Origin of the sequence: Citrobacter sp. UYEF32 (genome assembly GCF_040546205.1) — a bacterium.
In the GTDB taxonomy this organism is placed as follows: domain Bacteria; phylum Pseudomonadota; class Gammaproteobacteria; order Enterobacterales; family Enterobacteriaceae; genus Phytobacter; species Phytobacter diazotrophicus.
In genome coordinates, this window is sequence record NZ_JBEPNI010000010.1 from 99,954 (window position 1) to 116,125 (window position 16,172).

Annotated in this window: 20 protein-coding genes and 1 pseudogene; 10 read left to right on the forward strand and 11 right to left on the reverse strand. The window is 52.1% G+C overall.

The genetic code is table 11. The features are described 5' to 3' along the window. Nucleotides 1-74 precede the first annotated feature (74 nt). The 8 genes from ABIB59_RS23860 to ABIB59_RS23895 form a co-directional block, all read right to left on the reverse strand. A complete protein-coding gene (locus ABIB59_RS23860; RefSeq protein WP_354037278.1) occupies nucleotides 75-620 on the reverse strand; it encodes a P-loop nucleotide/nucleoside kinase family protein in 546 nt (181 codons plus the stop codon). Further along, entirely contained in the window at nucleotides 617-1,054 is a 438-nt protein-coding gene (locus tag ABIB59_RS23865) for a PTS sugar transporter subunit IIA (protein ID WP_039077347.1), read from the reverse strand. The genes ABIB59_RS23860 and ABIB59_RS23865 overlap by 4 nt, the downstream gene beginning before the upstream one ends. A 9-nt stretch (nucleotides 1,055-1,063) precedes the next feature. Further along, on the reverse strand, nucleotides 1,064-1,333 hold the full coding sequence (locus ABIB59_RS23870; RefSeq protein ID WP_039077348.1) for a hypothetical protein: 270 nt from the start codon (nucleotides 1,331-1,333) through the stop codon (nucleotides 1,064-1,066). Nucleotides 1,334-1,403: 70 nt separating this feature from the next. Continuing rightward, nucleotides 1,404-2,246: a class II fructose-bisphosphate aldolase gene (locus tag ABIB59_RS23875; protein WP_039077349.1), complete on the reverse strand. Its 843-nt coding sequence runs from the start codon at nucleotides 2,244-2,246 to the stop codon at nucleotides 1,404-1,406. Next, nucleotides 2,233-3,600, reverse strand: coding sequence for a PTS sugar transporter subunit IIC (locus ABIB59_RS23880; RefSeq protein ID WP_354037281.1), 1,368 nt, complete (start codon nucleotides 3,598-3,600; stop codon nucleotides 2,233-2,235). Before ABIB59_RS23880 ends, ABIB59_RS23875 begins: the two co-directional genes overlap by 14 nt. Next, nucleotides 3,593-3,907, reverse strand: a complete 315-nt coding sequence (locus ABIB59_RS23885) for a PTS sugar transporter subunit IIB (RefSeq protein ID WP_071194780.1) — start codon at nucleotides 3,905-3,907, stop codon at nucleotides 3,593-3,595. Before ABIB59_RS23885 ends, ABIB59_RS23880 begins: the two co-directional genes overlap by 8 nt. Nucleotides 3,908-3,917: 10 nt before the next feature. Next, nucleotides 3,918-4,898, reverse strand: coding sequence for a 6-phosphofructokinase (locus ABIB59_RS23890; protein ID WP_039077352.1), 981 nt, complete (start codon nucleotides 4,896-4,898; stop codon nucleotides 3,918-3,920). 413 nt (nucleotides 4,899-5,311) lie between these two features. Continuing rightward, nucleotides 5,312-5,524 carry a YdgH/BhsA/McbA-like domain containing protein gene (locus ABIB59_RS23895; protein ID WP_039077353.1) on the reverse strand — a complete coding sequence of 71 codons (213 nt, stop codon included), beginning with the start codon at nucleotides 5,522-5,524 and terminating at the stop codon, nucleotides 5,312-5,314. Nucleotides 5,525-5,665: 141 nt separating this feature from the next. On the opposite strand from ABIB59_RS23895, the gene ABIB59_RS23900 reads away from it, so the two are divergent. From ABIB59_RS23900 to nadS, 4 genes are all read left to right on the forward strand, one after another. Then, nucleotides 5,666-6,187, forward strand: coding sequence for a Crp/Fnr family transcriptional regulator (locus ABIB59_RS23900; RefSeq protein ID WP_107223615.1), 522 nt, complete (start codon nucleotides 5,666-5,668; stop codon nucleotides 6,185-6,187). A gap of 57 nt (nucleotides 6,188-6,244) precedes the next feature. Continuing rightward, complete coding sequence (locus ABIB59_RS23905) at nucleotides 6,245-6,748, forward strand: YgjV family protein (protein WP_107223616.1); 504 nt, start codon at nucleotides 6,245-6,247, stop codon at nucleotides 6,746-6,748. 111 nt (nucleotides 6,749-6,859) lie between these two features. Further along, entirely contained in the window at nucleotides 6,860-7,183 is a 324-nt protein-coding gene (locus ABIB59_RS23910) for a type II toxin-antitoxin system RelE/ParE family toxin (RefSeq protein ID WP_039077355.1), read from the forward strand. A 32-nt stretch (nucleotides 7,184-7,215) separates the two neighbouring features. Next, nucleotides 7,216-7,518, forward strand: a complete 303-nt coding sequence (nadS, locus tag ABIB59_RS23915; RefSeq protein ID WP_107223617.1) for a NadS family protein — start codon at nucleotides 7,216-7,218, stop codon at nucleotides 7,516-7,518. 62 nt (nucleotides 7,519-7,580) lie between these two features. Here the strand turns inward: nadS and ABIB59_RS23920 are convergent, their stop codons facing one another. Together ABIB59_RS23920 and fdhD are read right to left on the reverse strand one after the other, a co-directional pair. Further along, nucleotides 7,581-7,793 (reverse strand): YdgH/BhsA/McbA-like domain containing protein, encoded by a 213-nt coding sequence (locus tag ABIB59_RS23920; protein WP_039077357.1) that lies wholly within the window; start codon nucleotides 7,791-7,793, stop codon nucleotides 7,581-7,583. Nucleotides 7,794-7,922: 129 nt separating this feature from the next. After that, nucleotides 7,923-8,759 (reverse strand): formate dehydrogenase accessory sulfurtransferase FdhD, encoded by an 837-nt coding sequence (gene fdhD / locus ABIB59_RS23925; protein ID WP_354037285.1) that lies wholly within the window; start codon nucleotides 8,757-8,759, stop codon nucleotides 7,923-7,925. A gap of 155 nt (nucleotides 8,760-8,914) precedes the next feature. On the opposite strand from fdhD, the gene fdnG reads away from it, so the two are divergent. The 4 genes from fdnG to fdhE are packed head-to-tail and all read left to right on the forward strand — an operon-like array spanning nucleotide 8,915 to nucleotide 14,438. After that, nucleotides 8,915-11,965, forward strand: coding sequence for a formate dehydrogenase-N subunit alpha (gene fdnG, locus ABIB59_RS23930; protein WP_155525427.1), 3,051 nt, complete (start codon nucleotides 8,915-8,917; stop codon nucleotides 11,963-11,965). Between the two features lie 12 nt (nucleotides 11,966-11,977). Next, entirely contained in the window at nucleotides 11,978-12,880 is a 903-nt protein-coding gene (gene fdxH / locus ABIB59_RS23935) for a formate dehydrogenase subunit beta (RefSeq protein WP_039077360.1), read from the forward strand. Further along, complete coding sequence (fdoI, locus tag ABIB59_RS23940; protein WP_039077361.1) at nucleotides 12,877-13,512, forward strand: formate dehydrogenase cytochrome b556 subunit; 636 nt, start codon at nucleotides 12,877-12,879, stop codon at nucleotides 13,510-13,512. The genes fdxH and fdoI overlap by 4 nt, the downstream gene beginning before the upstream one ends. After that, nucleotides 13,509-14,438 (forward strand): formate dehydrogenase accessory protein FdhE, encoded by a 930-nt coding sequence (gene fdhE, locus ABIB59_RS23945; RefSeq protein ID WP_039077362.1) that lies wholly within the window; start codon nucleotides 13,509-13,511, stop codon nucleotides 14,436-14,438. Before fdoI ends, fdhE begins: the two co-directional genes overlap by 4 nt. Before the next feature lie 36 nt (nucleotides 14,439-14,474). Here the strand turns inward: fdhE and ABIB59_RS23950 are convergent. Next, nucleotides 14,475-14,633 (reverse strand): annotated as a pseudogene (locus ABIB59_RS23950) (PIN domain-containing protein); the annotation flags it as partial. Nucleotides 14,634-14,783: 150 nt separating this feature from the next. On the opposite strand from ABIB59_RS23950, the gene ABIB59_RS23955 reads away from it, so the two are divergent. Then, a complete protein-coding gene (locus ABIB59_RS23955; protein ID WP_334750023.1) occupies nucleotides 14,784-15,701 on the forward strand; it encodes an alpha/beta hydrolase in 918 nt (305 codons plus the stop codon). 96 nt (nucleotides 15,702-15,797) lie between these two features. Then, on the forward strand, nucleotides 15,798-16,136 hold the full coding sequence (locus ABIB59_RS23960; protein ID WP_071194774.1) for a nuclear transport factor 2 family protein: 339 nt from the start codon (nucleotides 15,798-15,800) through the stop codon (nucleotides 16,134-16,136). Nucleotides 16,137-16,172 lie beyond the last annotated feature (36 nt).

Genomic DNA, 16,172 nt, shown 5'->3' on the forward strand with positions numbered 1-16,172 from the left:
CAATACATTAAAAACGGAAAGACACAAAAAAAGCGCCAGATGGCGCTCTTTCGACGGTAGCGGTTATTTTCCCCTCAGGCCCGCAAATGCTCGCCCATCCAGGCAAACAGGCGGGTGTACCCCTCTTCACTTCCCTGTTCAAAGCGAAACACCGGGCCGAGCGCCATCGGTTCGGCTTTGGCGGCCAGTACCGACAGCTCCGGCAGGTACTCTTCGCCAGGATGACCAACCCGACGCTCGCCAAGACGCTGTGCATAACGCGCGACGGCCACGTCAGGGGCGACCGCGTTCCAGACTTCGAGGATCCGTGTCACCCCGGCCTTCTCCAGATACTCAACCAGCTTCTCCTTCGGCTGAAAACCAAACCAGGCGTCGACAAGAAACGGGCAGCCTGCTGGCGCATTACGAATAATTGACCAGATGACGTCATAGGCCGCGCAGCCCAGCTTGCGGTTAAACGCCCGGTCTATTTCACTAAACTGCGCCATAAATGGCTCTTTGATGCCATCGATGGTCAGAACCGGCAGCGAAAACCGTTCCGACAACTGACGTGTTACCGTGGTTTTGCCCGATGCCGGTACACCGTTGACCAGTACGACCGTTTTTATTTGCGTAGTCATAGCAGCGCTACCACCTCCTCCCTTGTCCGTGCCGCCCGGAGCGCCGCCATCGTGTCATCACTGTCCAGCAGATGCACAATGGCGCGAATACCTTCTTCAATGTGCGCATTGCTGTCGCGCGCCCCGAACATAATAACAATATCCGCCGCTTCACTTTCGCCAAAGCGAATCGGTTCCTGCAACAATACCAGGCTAAAGCAGTCCCGTTTCACGCCGCATTCCGGACGAGCATGCGGCATGGCGATGCCCTCATCAAAGACATAATACGCGCCATGCTCCAGCGTGCTGTCGATCACTGCCTCGCCGTAGCGTGCCTCCAGATAGCCCCCGTCAATCAGCGGGCGGGCGGCAAGCCGAATCACCTGCCGCCAGTCTTTTTCCGTTACGCCAACCTGAATCGCATCCGCTTCGATAAGAAGATCTTTAATCGTCATCTGTTCTCCCTAAATATTACGCCGAATAATATTGCGCAACTCGTCGATACGAATAAAGAGAGAATCCACTTCATGGCGATATTGTTTACTTTTAACAAAGACATTTAATGCCCGGTTATATAGCAGCATTAATTGTTTTTGGACATCGCTATTTCGCGGATCCTCCGCCAGATTACCTTCGAGTGATTTTATATCGACAGCCAGCAATTGTGCCTGCTTGTCATATTCTTCCAGCGTCGTATCATCTTTTTTCCACAACGACTTCAATGATTCAAACATGGCTCACTCCCGCCCCGACGTGTGCCGGAGCACCAGGGTTATGGAATAAAATTAACGTGGTAATGGAGGATTATTTAAATAAATTCATTTTCTCGACCAGCACCTGGGTGACGGCGTCGTTTGCCGGAATCAAAAACTTCCGCACGCTGTCATTCACCTTTCCTTTTTCAAAGGTCGATTTGCACTGGCCAACCCACTGCACATTCATCTCCGTGCCGACATTCACTTTATTGATCCCTTCGGTTACGGCTTTGCGCATATCCTCGTCGCTCACACCGGTCCCGCCATGCAGCACCAGCGGCGTCCCTGTGGCGGCGCTTATCTCCTGCAAACGCTGATGCTGGATCTGCGCCTTACCGGTATATAGCCCATGCACCGTGCCGACCGAAACCGCCAGCATGTCCACGTGGGTTTCCTCGACAAAACGCTTCGCGTCTTCCACGGTGGTGAAGCAGATATCCTCTTCGGCAACGGCTTTACCGTCTTCCGAACCGCCAATTGCGCCTAATTCGGCTTCGACCGAAATATCACGTGGTCGCGCCATCTCCACCACAATACGGGTCCTGGCAATATTCTCATCAATATCCAGATGCGAACCGTCATACATTATTGAACTGAATCCGGCATCAATCGCCGTTTGAATCGCGTTAATATCCGAACAGTGATCCAGGTGCAAACAGGTAGGCACATTTTCACTTGCTGATAATGAGCGCACGGAATCAACCAGTAATTGATATCCCAGATATTGCGCCGTTCCGGTTGATATCTGAATCATTAACGGGCTGTTCGTTTGCTTTGCCGCTTTAAAAAAAGCAGGCAGCATTTCCAGACAGTGTAAATTAAAGGAACCGACAGCTTTAAATTGACGTGCTTTGGCAATTTCTAACAACGCAGTGAAATTATGCAGACTCATGAACTTTCTCCCCTTTTGGTTTAGCTGAGTTGCCATTAACGAACCAGGCAAGGAACGCGACAAAGACAATAAACAGACCGACAAACAGCCAGTTATTCTGGAAGGCATGCCCCAGCACCAGACCAGAACTGATGACATCAGAGTCACTGAACGTCACCCCGGTGAAACCGTAACTTTCCAGCATTGGCACCAGGATGGCGGGCAGGAAGGTAATAAACAAACCATGGACAACGCCGCCGATAACCGCGCCACGACGGCCACCCAGTGCGTTACCAAAGACGCCCGCCGTGCCGCCCGCAAAGAAGTTGGTCAGCAGTCCTGGCAGAATCATCGCCAGACCAAACATCGGAAAGACCAACATGCCAATAATCGAACCGACGGTGGTGGCCAGGAAACCGACAATGACCGCGTTCGGGGCGTAGGGAAACAGCACCGGGCAATCGAGCGCCGGTTTGGCGTCCGGGACGATGCGCATGGCGATACCACGGAAAGCGGGCACCAGTTCGTTCAACAGCAGACGAACACCGCTGTAAAGAACGAATACCCCGGCAACAAACTGGATGGATTGCATGAAGGCGTACATCAGGAAGTTCACGCCATGGGAGAACTGAGAGATGTATTCCGGCCCCGCAGCCACGGCCGGGATCAGGTACATTGGTACCATCACCACCGCCATGGCCAGATAGGTATCCTGCAGGAATTTAAAGTTATCCGGCAGTTGCAGATCTTCCGTTGAGCGGGAGCCTTTACCGACCACTTTCGCCACTGCTGCCTGCACCAGGTAGCCGATGGTACAGAAGTGTCCCAGCGCCACATCATCAGAACCGGTAATGCGTCTGACCACCGGTTGTGCCAGCGCAGGCATCAGTACCGCCATCGCGCCGCCAAAAATACCGCCCGTGAGGATCAGCGGCAGCCCGGTCAGACCGGCTTTATAGCCAATAACCGCCCCGATAGTTGCCATCCATAGCAATGCTTGTCCGGTGAGGAAGATGTATTTCAGCGGTGTCAGGCGGGCAATGATGATATTGACTGCGAAAATGACCATCAGCGTCAGCGCCACTTCTGAACCCAGTTCGCGGTTCGCCAGCCCGGCGATGGCCGCCACATCGGTGATGTAGCCTTTCATCCCAAAACTGTGGGTGAAAATATCATTCAGGAAGGTCAATGTGGCGACGATGATATTGATACCGGCCATCATGATTAAGAAACCGAGCAGCGTTTTAAATGTCCCCTCGGCAATTTTTCCCGGTGATTTCTTTTGTAAGATCAAACCGAGCATGGCGATAAAGGCAATTAATATTGACGCCTGCCCGAGTAGATCTTTGACGATAAATTCAATGAAGCTATTCATGGTCAGTTACCTTCATGTTATGCATTTTTAAGAATGCGATAATCTTCTGCTCGATTTCCTCTTTATCGGTCAATTTATTAAGTACAACGACACGGCTGATTTCTTCTTCACTGGCATCCGCCGTTAAAATGTCGGCAAAGACTTTTTGCGTCAAAATCATATCGGACTTAAATGCACCAGCTTCAGAAACGGTTGTGTGTTCAACTTTTGCCGGAATTTCTAATTTTTTCAGCACTGCTTTTGCGCTCATTTCGATCGCAAAGCTGGAGCCGAGGCCGCAGCCACATACGCAAAGAACTTTAAGCATGTAAATCTCCTCAAATAATATTGAGTTGTTTGGCCAGTTTGTAATGATGTCCTTCTGTGTCTACCAGACGTTTTTTCATACTAATAAGATCAATAGGGATAGGTTTATTACTCGAATTGATAATAATGGCTTTATTCTTCATACCAGATTGAATACAACGAACCACTTCACTGGCCATGATAGTGCCCTGATAAATCTCCTCGCAGGTAGGGTCACCGTTACGTAAACCATAACCAATAATCGTTTTACGAATACGCACGCCAATTCGCGGTTCGAGCTGCTTGATCATGGTGTCGATAGCGCCCTGAAAGCCCGGCGTGTACTCTCTGGTATAACCTTCTGAACATAAAATAACGACACTGTTCTGGCTGGCAAGACGGTCTGTAATGCGTTGAGATAACTCATCAATTGGGATCTGGCACTCCGGTATAAGGGCAATATCCGCATTGCTTTTTATCGCTGATTGCAGCGTCAGCTCCCCACAGTATCCTCCCAGGACCTCTACCATAAAGACACGGCCGGGTAACGCCCGACCGGTATTCCTGAGTCGGGAAACTTCCTTAATAATTTGTTCGCAGGCGGTAGAAAATCCAATGGAATAATCACTGCCATAGACATCGTTATCAATTGTCATGCCGACACCAAAGCAATTCACATCAAATTCGCTCAGCGTATTCAAAAATTGCAGCGATCCATCACCGCCCGCCATAACCAGTACATCAATACGTAGCGACCTTAACTTTTTTGCAATTATTTCATATTCGCTTCGTACTAATTTTCGGGTTGTACGACCCGAGGTAATAATGGGGATTGAGGCAATAGAGAAATCCACCAAATCGCGCCAGGCGATTTCGTTATGCTTCTTTTCAAGTAAACCAGGTATTCCGCCATTGAACAGAGTAATGTCTGCCTGCATCAGTCTTGCGATCTGGAAAATAAAGTTATTTATTCCCGATACATCACCACCGCTAATGACTACACCGATTCTCATCGCAAATTCCCCGTTGACTTCCCGTGGGAATATTTTTCCCTGACTTCAAGAGGTATATTTGCAATGAAAGTCACATTTTATCGATAATTTTCCGTCAACCAACCATTGACACATATGTTAAATGGCTTTTATTTGCGACTTTAATCACAAAAACACAGTGAGATTCAACTCACAGTATTTTTATTAATTCCTTTCCAATCATTAAGTTATAAAAGAAAGCGATTTGAAATATTTCGGAGAAATAAAGCTGCCATTAAGGCTTTTAGAAGGATGGTAATTTTGTGATTGCAACCTCATTTTTTAACGTAAAAGAGGCATACGGGAGGAAGATTCAGAAAAGGGAGAGCAAAAACAGCAGGGAAATAACCTGTCCCCGCTCCGAAGAGTCAGGGACAGCGGCAATGCGGGAAAACTTATTTTGTCAGTTCAGCGGTCATATGAACCTGGTTACCGCTGAAAGCTTCGGTAATCTGGTATGAAGAGGCGCCAGCCTGTTGTGCCTGAGCGGCAATTTTCGCTTCTGCACCAGACAGTGTAGAGTCAGTTGCGGTTACTGTCTGAGCAGCAAAAGAACCGAAAGAAGAAGCCAGAGCGATAACTGCGACAAAAGTTTTGATGCTTTTCATGATATAAACCCTTCTGAATGTTTGTTGGGATGAGGCGCTTCACCTCGATGAAATAAATAATAGACTTTAACCCCATCAACAGACAGCGGAATGATTTGCATTTATCTTTCAAATTATCTGAACATGAAAAGAGAGAGGAAAATGACCACAGACTGGCTCACCGCCTTGCAGCAATTTGGACGCATGCGCAGCATGTCGACAATGGAGACTCTGCAACGGCAAGGGGAGCCACAACACAGTCTGTTTTGGTTACAGGAAGGGACTGCCCGGGCGGTATATCACTCCGCACAGGGCCAGGAAAAAGTGAAAGAGTTCTATTTCGCCGGTGAATGCTGTTTTCTCTACCTGAGCTGGCTTACCGGATCGGTGGCGGATTACAGCCTGCAAATGCTGACCCCAGGCAGGCTTTGTGAAATCCCGCTGCGTCTGCTCGATAAACCCGAGCACCTTACTGCGCGGTTGGCTCTGCTCAGCCAACAGGTGATCTACAAAGAAAAGAAAGAGCAGATGTTTTTGCTCAATAATCCCGAACAGCGCTGGCAATACGTGCAGGCCAATTTTCCGGACTGGGAGCAACAGCTCACGCAAAAAGATCTCGCCAGTTACATTGGCATCTCCCCGGTGAGTTTGTCGCGAATTCGCGCACGTCTTAACAAAGGTTAACGACCGACACGCCCGCCCGTCTTATGCTGCCCCCTCGTTCTCTCTGCGGGCAATGCGATGACCCCATTTTTCCTCTCACAGATCCTGGCGGGCCTGTCGTTTGGCCTGGATTTGCTGGCCTTTCAGTTTATCCGTCGACAGTGTTCTCTGTTGACGCTCGCCTGTTCTACCAGCCTGCTGGCGTTCCATTTTTGGTTGCTCGGTGAAAGCAGTGCCTGTGGGTTGATGGCGCTGGCCGCCAGCCGATACCTGCTGGCAATCGTCACCACAAGCCAAAGAGTGAAAGGGGGATTTCTCTGTGCGTCGGTGCTATGCAGCGGACTGACCTGGCAACATCCGACAGATATCTTCCCGCTAGCAGGCAGTTTACTCATGACGATTGCCGCATTTCAGCCAACGGCAGCGGGGTTACGGCTGATCACCCTGGGCGGCAGCCTGTGCTGGCTTATCAATAATGTTCTGGCAGGTTCACCCATGGCGATAGTCATGGAAGGCACGTTTATGCTGAGTACATTGGTTTCGTACTGGCGGCTAAAGAGAGGTATGGCGGTGGGCGGGTAACACCAGAAAATATGCAGCAGCGTTTACAAAAAAAGTACCAGGTACCAATAAAAATGGTTTTTAGTACGCGGTACGAATAAAATAAAGGGGCGAGCGCCAGGGAGGCAACAAATGGAGTACATGGAGTTTATTGAGACGCCGACATTCAGTAAGGCCCGTCGGGCACTTATGGATGATGATGAATTTCAGGAGCTGCAAAGCTTTCTACTCGACAACCATGAATATGGCGACACTATCAGCCACACTGGCGGATGCAAAAAGATCCGCTGGAGTCGGCAGGGCATGGGAAAACGAGGTGGTGTTAGAGTGATTTACTACATCAAGCTCGCCAGCGGTAGAGTCTATCTGGTTCTCATTTACCCGAAAAATGTCAAAGATGACCTTACTGAGTCAGAGAAAATCCTTTTAAAAACATTGTCTCAGCAGTGGTCATAACAATTTGTCATTAACCTTAAGAGGAGAGGTTTATGGATAAAGCATTGTTTACCCAATTGGTTAACAGCTTACAGGAGATGGTCGAGATAGAGGAAGGCCGCCGTACTCCTGCGCCTGAGCACGTCCATCGTCATCCATTACCTGACGTGAAAGCAATTCGTAAAAACGCTGGAATGAAACAAGCGGAATTTGCCAATACAATTGGTTTGAGCGTGGATCTTGTGCGCAGTTGGGAGCAGCAACGCAGGTTTCCCTCGGGCATTGCGTTAAAAATGTTACGCCTGCTCGAACAACAACCTGACATCATCAATACGTTGAAAACAATTGATGCCTGACGTGCAATAAAACACCAGAAACGAAAAAAGCGCCCGTAGGCGCTCTTTCGACAGTGTTACGCTTATTTGGTCAGTTCTGCGGTCATGTGCACGCGGTCACCGGTGAAAGCTTCGGTGATGTGGTAAGAAGAGGCACCAGCCTGCTGAGCCTGAGCGGCGATTTTCGCTTCTGCACCGTCCATTGTGGAGGAGGTTGCGGTCACTGTCTGTGCAGCGAATGAACCGAAAGAAGAAGCCAGAGCGATAACTGCGACAAAAGTTTTGATGCTTTTCATGATATAAACCCTTCTGAATGTTTGTTGAGGTGAGGCGTTGTGCCTCGATGAAATAAATACTAGACCTGAACCTCATCAACAAAAAGCGGAAGAATTTGCTCTCAACATTCAAAAAAACTGATTTATATCTTAACCCGCAATCAAACGCTGCGGATGGGTATAAATCGTTGCCCTTCCCGGCTTGCAAAAACCCACCAGCGTGAGGTTGCAGCGCTCAGCAACCTCAACGGCCAACGTGGTCGCAGCGGAAACGGCAAACAGAATTTCCACGCCGCACATGGCGGATTTCTGCACCATTTCATAGCTCGCGCGGCTGGAGACCAGCGCCGCTCCCGTCTGCCAGGACGCCCCTTCATGGGCGCGATGACCAAGCAGCTTATCCAGCGCCACGTGACGCCCCACGTCCTCATGCCCACCCACAAGTTGCCCGGAAGGTAGCATCCAGGCGGCCGCATGGGTACAGCCCGTAAGTTTGCCAATCGGCTGGAAATCGGTGAGATGCGCCAGCGCCTGGTCCAAATTTGCCAGATCAAATGTCTGCGTAAACGGCAGTGGTGCGACGGGTTTGCCAATGTCGTTCAGTTGCTCAACGCCGCACACGCCACACCCTGTCCGCCCGGCCAGCGCGCGACGACGCTCTTTTAGACCTATAAACCGACGGCTGGAAAGCTCAATCTGCACTTCCAGACCATTGCAGGACGGCACCACCTCCATACCAAAAATTTCCTGGCGGGTTTCGATAATCCCTTCGGAAAGGGAAAAACCGACGGCAAACCACTCCAGGTCTTTGGGGGAGGCCATCATCACCACATGAGAAATGCCGTTATAAACCAGCGCAACGGGCACTTCCTCCGCTAACACATCGGGATGAGAATGTTGCAGATCATCTCGCTTCCAGAGTGCGACCTGGCGGGAACCTGTGATCTGAGTAGCAACTTCGTATTGTTCAGTATGGATTTTGTTCACGTTGTATTAACCGAATTAAAACAGGCGTAACCGCAATGTGGTATTCTGAGTCATACCCCTTTTGGGCCAGGGGATTTTCAGCAATTTTGTACCTTTGCGGCGACGACCGCAAAGTAAAAAAAACCTCGTGACAATGTCGAAACAAGGAGCAAACCATGCAGGTCAGCAGAAGGCAGTTCTTTAAGATCTGCGCTGGCGGTATGGCAGGTACAACGGCAGCGGCGCTGGGCTTTGCCCCAAGCGTAGCACTGGCGGAGACGCGGCAATACAAATTACTGCGCACCCGTGAAACGCGAAATACCTGCACATACTGTTCTGTCGGCTGTGGGCTTTTAATGTATAGCCTCGGCGACGGCGCGAAAAACGCCAAAGCATCTATTTTCCATATCGAAGGCGACCCGGATCACCCAGTCAACCGTGGCGCGCTCTGCCCGAAAGGTGCAGGTCTGGTGGATTTTATTCATTCAGAAAGCCGCCTGAAATATCCAGAATACCGTGCGCCAGGCTCCGACAAATGGCAACAAATCACCTGGGATGACGCGTTTGATCGCATCGCAAAACTGATCAAAAAAGACCGCGATGCCAACTACATCGCGCAAAACGCCGAAGGCACCACCGTCAACCGTTGGCTCTCCACCGGTATGCTGTGCGCCTCCGCATCCAGTAACGAAACCGGTTATTTAACCCAGAAATTTACCCGCGCCCTCGGCATGCTCGCCGTGGATAACCAGGCGCGTGTCTGACACGGACCAACGGTAGCAAGTCTTGCTCCAACATTTGGTCGCGGTGCGATGACCAACCACTGGGTAGATATGAAAAACGCCAATCTCATCATCGTGATGGGAGGGAACGCTGCTGAAGCGCATCCGGTGGGATTCCGCTGGGCGATGGAAGCAAAAATCCATAATGGCGCCAAATTAATCGTTATCGATCCTCGATTTACGCGTACCGCTTCGGTCGCGGACTTTTACACGCCCATTCGTTCCGGGACGGATATCGCTTTCCTCTCCGGGGTTCTGCTGTATCTGCTGACAAATGAAAAATACAACCGCGAATACACCGAAGCCTACACCAACGCCAGCCTGATCGTGCGTGAGGACTTCGGCTTCGAAGATGGCCTGTTTACCGGCTATGACGCGGAAAAACGCAAATATGACCGTTCAAGCTGGAACTATGAGCTGGATGAACAGGGCTTCGCTAAGCGCGATACCACCCTTACCCATCCACGCTGCGTGTGGAATTTACTGAAACAACACGTTTCTCGCTATACGCCAGAGGTCGTGGAAAACATCTGCGGTACGCCAAAAGCGGACTTCCTGAAAGTCTGTGAATACATCGCGGAAACGAGTGCACACGACAAAACTGCGTCCTTCCTGTACGCGCTGGGCTGGACGCAACACTCTGTTGGTGCGCAGAACATCCGTACCATGGCGATGATCCAATTGCTGCTCGGCAATATGGGGATGGCGGGCGGCGGTGTTAACGCCCTGCGCGGCCACTCCAATATTCAGGGGCTGACCGACTTAGGCCTGCTGTCGCAAAGCCTGCCGGGTTATATGACGCTGCCAAGCGAGAAACAGACGGATCTGCAAACCTACCTGACGGCAAACACGCCAAAACCGTTGTTGCAGGGTCAGGTGAACTACTGGGGCAACTACTCGAAATTCTTCGTCTCAATGATGAAAGCCTTCTATGGCGAAAAAGCGACGAAAGAAAACAGTTGGGGCTTCGACTTGCTGCCGAAGTGGGATAAGAGTTACGACGTCCTGCAGTATTTCGACATGATGTTTAAAGGTCAGGTGAACGGTTATATCTGCCAGGGTTTCAACCCGGTCGCATCGTTCCCGAACAAAAACAAAGTTGTGGCGGCACTGTCGAAACTGAAATTCCTGGTGACCATCGACCCGCTGAACACGGAAACCTCCACGTTCTGGCAGAACCACGGCGAGTCGAACGATGTTGATTCATCGAAAATCCAGACCGAAGTGTTCCGCCTGCCCTGCACCTGCTTTGCCGAAGAGAACGGCTCCATCGTGAACTCCGGCCGCTGGCTGCAATGGCACTGGAAAGGTCAGGATGCACCGGGGGAAGCGGTCACCGACGGTGAGATTCTGGCAGGCATCTTCCTGCGCCTGCGCAAAATGTACGCCGAAGAGGGCGGTGCTAACCCTGAACAGGTGCTAAGCATGACCTGGAACTACTCCACACCACACGAACCGGCTTCGGAAGAGGTGGCAATGGAGAGTAACGGCAAGGCGCTGGCGGATATTATCGATCCGGTTACCAATACGGTCCTCGTGAAAAAAGGTCAGCAGCTCAGTTCGTTCGCCCAGTTACGTGACGACGGTACCACCTCCAGCGGCTGCTGGATTTTCGCCGGTAGCTGGACGCCGGACGGCAACCAGATGGCCAAACGCGATAATGCCGACCCGTCAGGCCTTGGCAATACGCTCGGCTGGGCATGGGCGTGGCCGCTTAACCGTCGCATCCTGTATAACCGCGCCTCCGCTGACCCGCAGGGTAAACCGTGGGATCCGAAACGCCAGATCCTGAAATGGGACGGCGCGAAATGGGGCGGCGCGGATATCCCGGACTACAGCACTGCAGCACCGGGCAGCGATGTGGGGCCGTTTATCATGCAGCCGGAAGGGATGGGCCGCCTGTTCGCTATCGATAAGATGGCGGAAGGGCCGTTCCCGGAACATTACGAGCCGTTTGAAACACCGCTGGGCACTAACCCGCTGCACCCGAATGTGGTCTCTAACCCGGCCGCGCGCGTCTTTAAAGACGACATGGCCGCGATGGGTAAAGCGGATAAATTCCCGTATGTCGGCACCACTTACCGCCTGACCGAACACTTCCACTACTGGACCAAGCACGCATTGCTGAACGCGATCGCACAGCCGGAGCAGTTTGTGGAAATCGGTGAAAAGCTGGCGGGCAAGCTGGGGATCGTCCAGGGCGATACCGTGAAAGTCTCCTCCAACCGCGGCTATATCAAAGCCAAGGCTGTGGTGACCAAGCGTATTCGCACGCTGAACGTACACGGCAAAGAGGTGGATACCATCGGTATTCCCATTCACTGGGGTTATGAAGGCGTGGCGAAGAAAGGCTTTATCGCGAACACCCTTACCCCGTTTGTCGGTGACGCAAACACCCAGACGCCGGAGTTTAAGGCCTTCCTGGTGAATGTGGAAAAGGTATAGCGGAGACGAATTATGGCTTACCAATCTCAAGATATTATCCGTCGTTCCGCCACTAACGGTTTTACCCCCGCGCCACAGGCGCGGGATCACCAGCAGGAGGTGGCGAAGCTTATCGACGTCACCACCTGTATTGGGTGTAAAGCCTGTCAGGTAGCCTGCTCGGAGTGGAACGATATTCGTGATGAAGTGGGACATAACGTCGGGGTTTACGATAACCCGGCTGACCTGACCGCTAAGTCATGGACAGTTATGCGTTTTTCCGAAGTGGAGCAGAACGACAAACTGGAATGGCTTATCCGCAAAGACGGCTGCATGCACTGTGCCGATCCGGGTTGTCTGAAGGCATGTCCCTCAGAAGGGGCTATCATTCAGTATGCCAACGGGATTGTCGACTTCCAGTCTGAACAGTGTATTGGCTGCGGCTACTGCATTGCAGGCTGCCCGTTCAACGTGCCGCGCCTGAACCCGGAAGACAACCGCGTCTACAAATGTACGCTGTGCGTAGACCGCGTTACCGTCGGTCAGGAACCGGCCTGCGTGAAAACGTGCCCGACCGGCGCTATCCACTTTGGTAGCAAAGAGGATATGAAAACGCTGGCAGGCGAACGCGTGGCGGAGCTGAAAACTCGGGGTTATGACAATGCGGGCCTGTACGATCCGGCCGGCGTTGGTGGTACACACGTCATGTACGTACTGCACCATGCCGACAAGCCGAATCTGTATCACGGCCTGCCGGAAAACCCGGAAATCAGCGCAACCGTGAAGTTCTGGAAAGGTATCTGGAAGCCGCTGGCCGCTGTGGGTTTTGCAGCGACATTTGCAGCCAGTATCTTCCACTACGTCGGTGTCGGTCCAAACCGCGCAGAGGAAGAAGACGACAATCTGCATGAAGAAAAAGACGAGGTGCGCAAATGAAAAGACGTGACACCATCGTGCGCTACACGGCGCCGGAACGCATCAACCATTGGGTCACCGCCTTCTGCTTCGTGCTGGCGGCGGTGAGCGGGCTGGGCTTTTTCTTCCCGTCCTTTAACTGGCTGATGCACATTCTGGGTACGCCGCAGTTAGCGCGTATTCTGCACCCGTTTGTTGGGGTGGTGATGTTCGCGTCGTTCATCATCATGTTCTTCCGCTACTGGCATCACAACCTAATCAATCGGGATGATATCTTTTGGGCGAAGAATATTCGTAAGATCGTCGTCAACGAGGAAGTGGGTGATACCGGGCGCTATAACTTCGGCCAGAAATGTGTGTTCTGGGCGGCGATTCTCTTCCTGGTGTTGTTGCTGGTGAGCGGCATCATCATGTGGCGTCCGTACTTCGCACCCGTTTTCTCTATCCCGGTCATTCGAATTGCGATTATGGTTCATTCGTTTGCCGCAGTAGCGTTAATTGTGGTTATTATGGTGCATATCTACGCCGCACTATGGGTGAAGGGCACGATAACCGCCATGGTGGAAGGCTGGGTAACCAAAACGTGGGCGAAGAAACATCACCCGCGCTGGTACCGTGAAGTCCGCCAGAAAGAGGAAAAAACGACGGAATGAGTATTCGCATAATCCCGCAAGACGAGCTGGAGAAGAGCGAGAAACGCACGGCGGAAGTGATTCCGCCGTTATTATTCCCCAGACTGAAAAATCTCTATAACCGCCGGGCAGAACGCCTGCGTGCGTTAGCAGAGCACAATCCGCTGGGTGATTACCTGCGTTTTGCCGCGCTGATCGCCCATGCCCAGGAGGTGGTGCTGTATGACCACCCGCTGGAAATCGATCTGACAGCACGTATCAAACAGGCCGCCGCTGAGGGCAAGCCGCCGCTGGATATCCATGTCCTGCCGCGCGATAAGCACTGGCACCGGCTGCTGCATTCCCTCATTGCCGAACTCAAACCGGAAATGAGTGGACCTGCGCTGGCCGTCATTGAAAATCTGGAAAAATCCTCCGAACAGGAGCTGGAACAGATGGCCAGCGCGCTGTTTGCGTCTGATTTTAGCGCGGTGAGTAGCGATAAAGCGCCGTTTATTTGGGCTGCGCTTTCTCTCTACTGGTCGCAAATGGCCAGCCTGATCCCCGGCAAAGCCCGTGCGGAATATGGCGAGCAGCGTCAGTTCTGCCCGGTATGCGGATCGATACCTGTTTCAAGCGTTGTGCATATCGGCACCACCCAGGGGTTGCGCTATCTGCACTGCAATCTTTGTGAAACCGAGTGGCACGTGGTGCGCGTCAAATGCAGCAACTGCGAGCAGACTCGCGACTTACACTACTGGTCGCTGGACAACGAGAAGGCGGCAATCAAAGCCGAAAGCTGTGGCGATTGCGGCACCTATCTGAAGATTCTGTATCAGGAAAAAGATCCGAATGTGGAGCCTGTTGCCGATGATTTAGCTTCGCTGGTGCTTGATGCCCGTATGGAACAGGAAGGGTTCGCCCGCAGTTCCATCAATCCATTCCTCTTCCCGGGCGAAGGGGAGTAAGCGCCATTAACTGTGCCGGGTTGCCCATGCGCCCGGCTACAGTTGATACGGTGTGATCACTCCCGCTACACCGGCAAAATCACGGGTATTTCGTGTCACCCGTTCACAGCGATGAAGCTGCGCTGTCGCCAGGATTATGGCGTCTGGCTGCGTCATGCCATATTCTTGCCGCAGTTTACCGCTCCGCTCTGCAATCTAACCTGTGCATGAATAAGGCGCCTTTCTGCCTGTATTTCATCTTTGCGAGACGCTTTCCAGAGTCACTCGCCTCCTGAAAATCACCTTTCCCACCGACGTCAATCCAGGTTATAACACTGGATATATATACAGAATGGAGATGTGGTAATGGCGCTGGAAATCGGAATTGCAGAGCTGGTCAGGGAGTTTATTGCCGCCGGGCGGCCATCCTCACGAGATAAAAGTATTGATGAACGGAGGGCGGGCTACATCGCCAGTACCGTGCTGGCGGGCGAAACGGAAACCCGGGTAAACGTAGAAGATATGCATCTCGACGGTATGGCGTTTCGCGTGATCTCCCCGCTTGAGGCAACCGGCCCATTGCCAACGCTTGTCTATTACCACGGCGGCTGCTTTATCAGCGGCGAGTTTGCCACCCATGACAACCAGTTGCGCCAGCTCGCTTTTCATAGCGGCTGTCGGGTGATTGCGGTGCAATATCGTCTGGCCCCGGAACATCCCTTTCCTGCCGCGCATGATGACGCGTACAGAGGGGCAGAAATTATCTGGCAATACGCCGATGAGCTGGGCGTGGATCGGCAAAAAGTTACCCTCGCAGGAGACAGCGCGGGTGGTCATCTGGCGCTGGTTACGGCACTTCGTCTTAAAGCCGCGCAGGTATGGCAACCTGCTCAATTGATCCTGATTTATCCCATGCTCGATGCGACCGCCTATTTTGAAAGCTATACCAGCAACGGCGAGGACTACGTGATTACCCGTGACACGCTGCTCAGTGGCTACGAGCTATATCTCGGTGACACGGATCCCATGCATCCGGAAGCCAGCCCGCTCTGGCGCGATGATTTTAACGGTCTTCCTCCGGTGCATATTCTTACTGCCGAATATGACCCGCTCTGCGATGAAGGCGAAGCGTTGTTTCAACGGCTGACCGAGCAAGGGGTGGCATGTTCCTGCCAGCACCATCTTGGGGTGATTCACGGTTTCTTTCAGCTTGCTGGCATCAGCAAAACAGCTCGCGGGGCGATAAGAGATGTGGCATGGCGGTTGAGAGCGTTACCACATTGAGAACTTAATGAAGGTTTGCGTAGCGGCGAAAGTTCATTAACGCTGCAAGAGATAGCTGAAAGGAAGAAACACCCCTTAACGAAGCAAGGAAACACCATGTCCATCGTTGCGCCCGTCGAAAAACAATTTGCCGCTTATAACGCCCATGACATTGAGATGTTCGTGGCCTGTTTTAGCGAAGATTTTACCGCATGGCGTATGCCCGCCACATCCCCTTCCACCGCTGGCCGGGAAGCGCTGCGCGCATTTTACAGCCAGCATCGTTTTAACAACCCGGCGCTGAGGGCGGAGTTGCTTAGCCGCACCGTGATGGGAAATAAGGTGTTCGATCACGAAAAAATCTATGGCATCGGCGAGCAGGTTATCGAGAATATGGCGGTATATGAGATTCAGGATGGTTTGATTAAAACCGCATGGTTTTACTTTGCCGAATAGCTTTATTTTGCCTGGGTTGAGCCCGGCGCTGGCGCC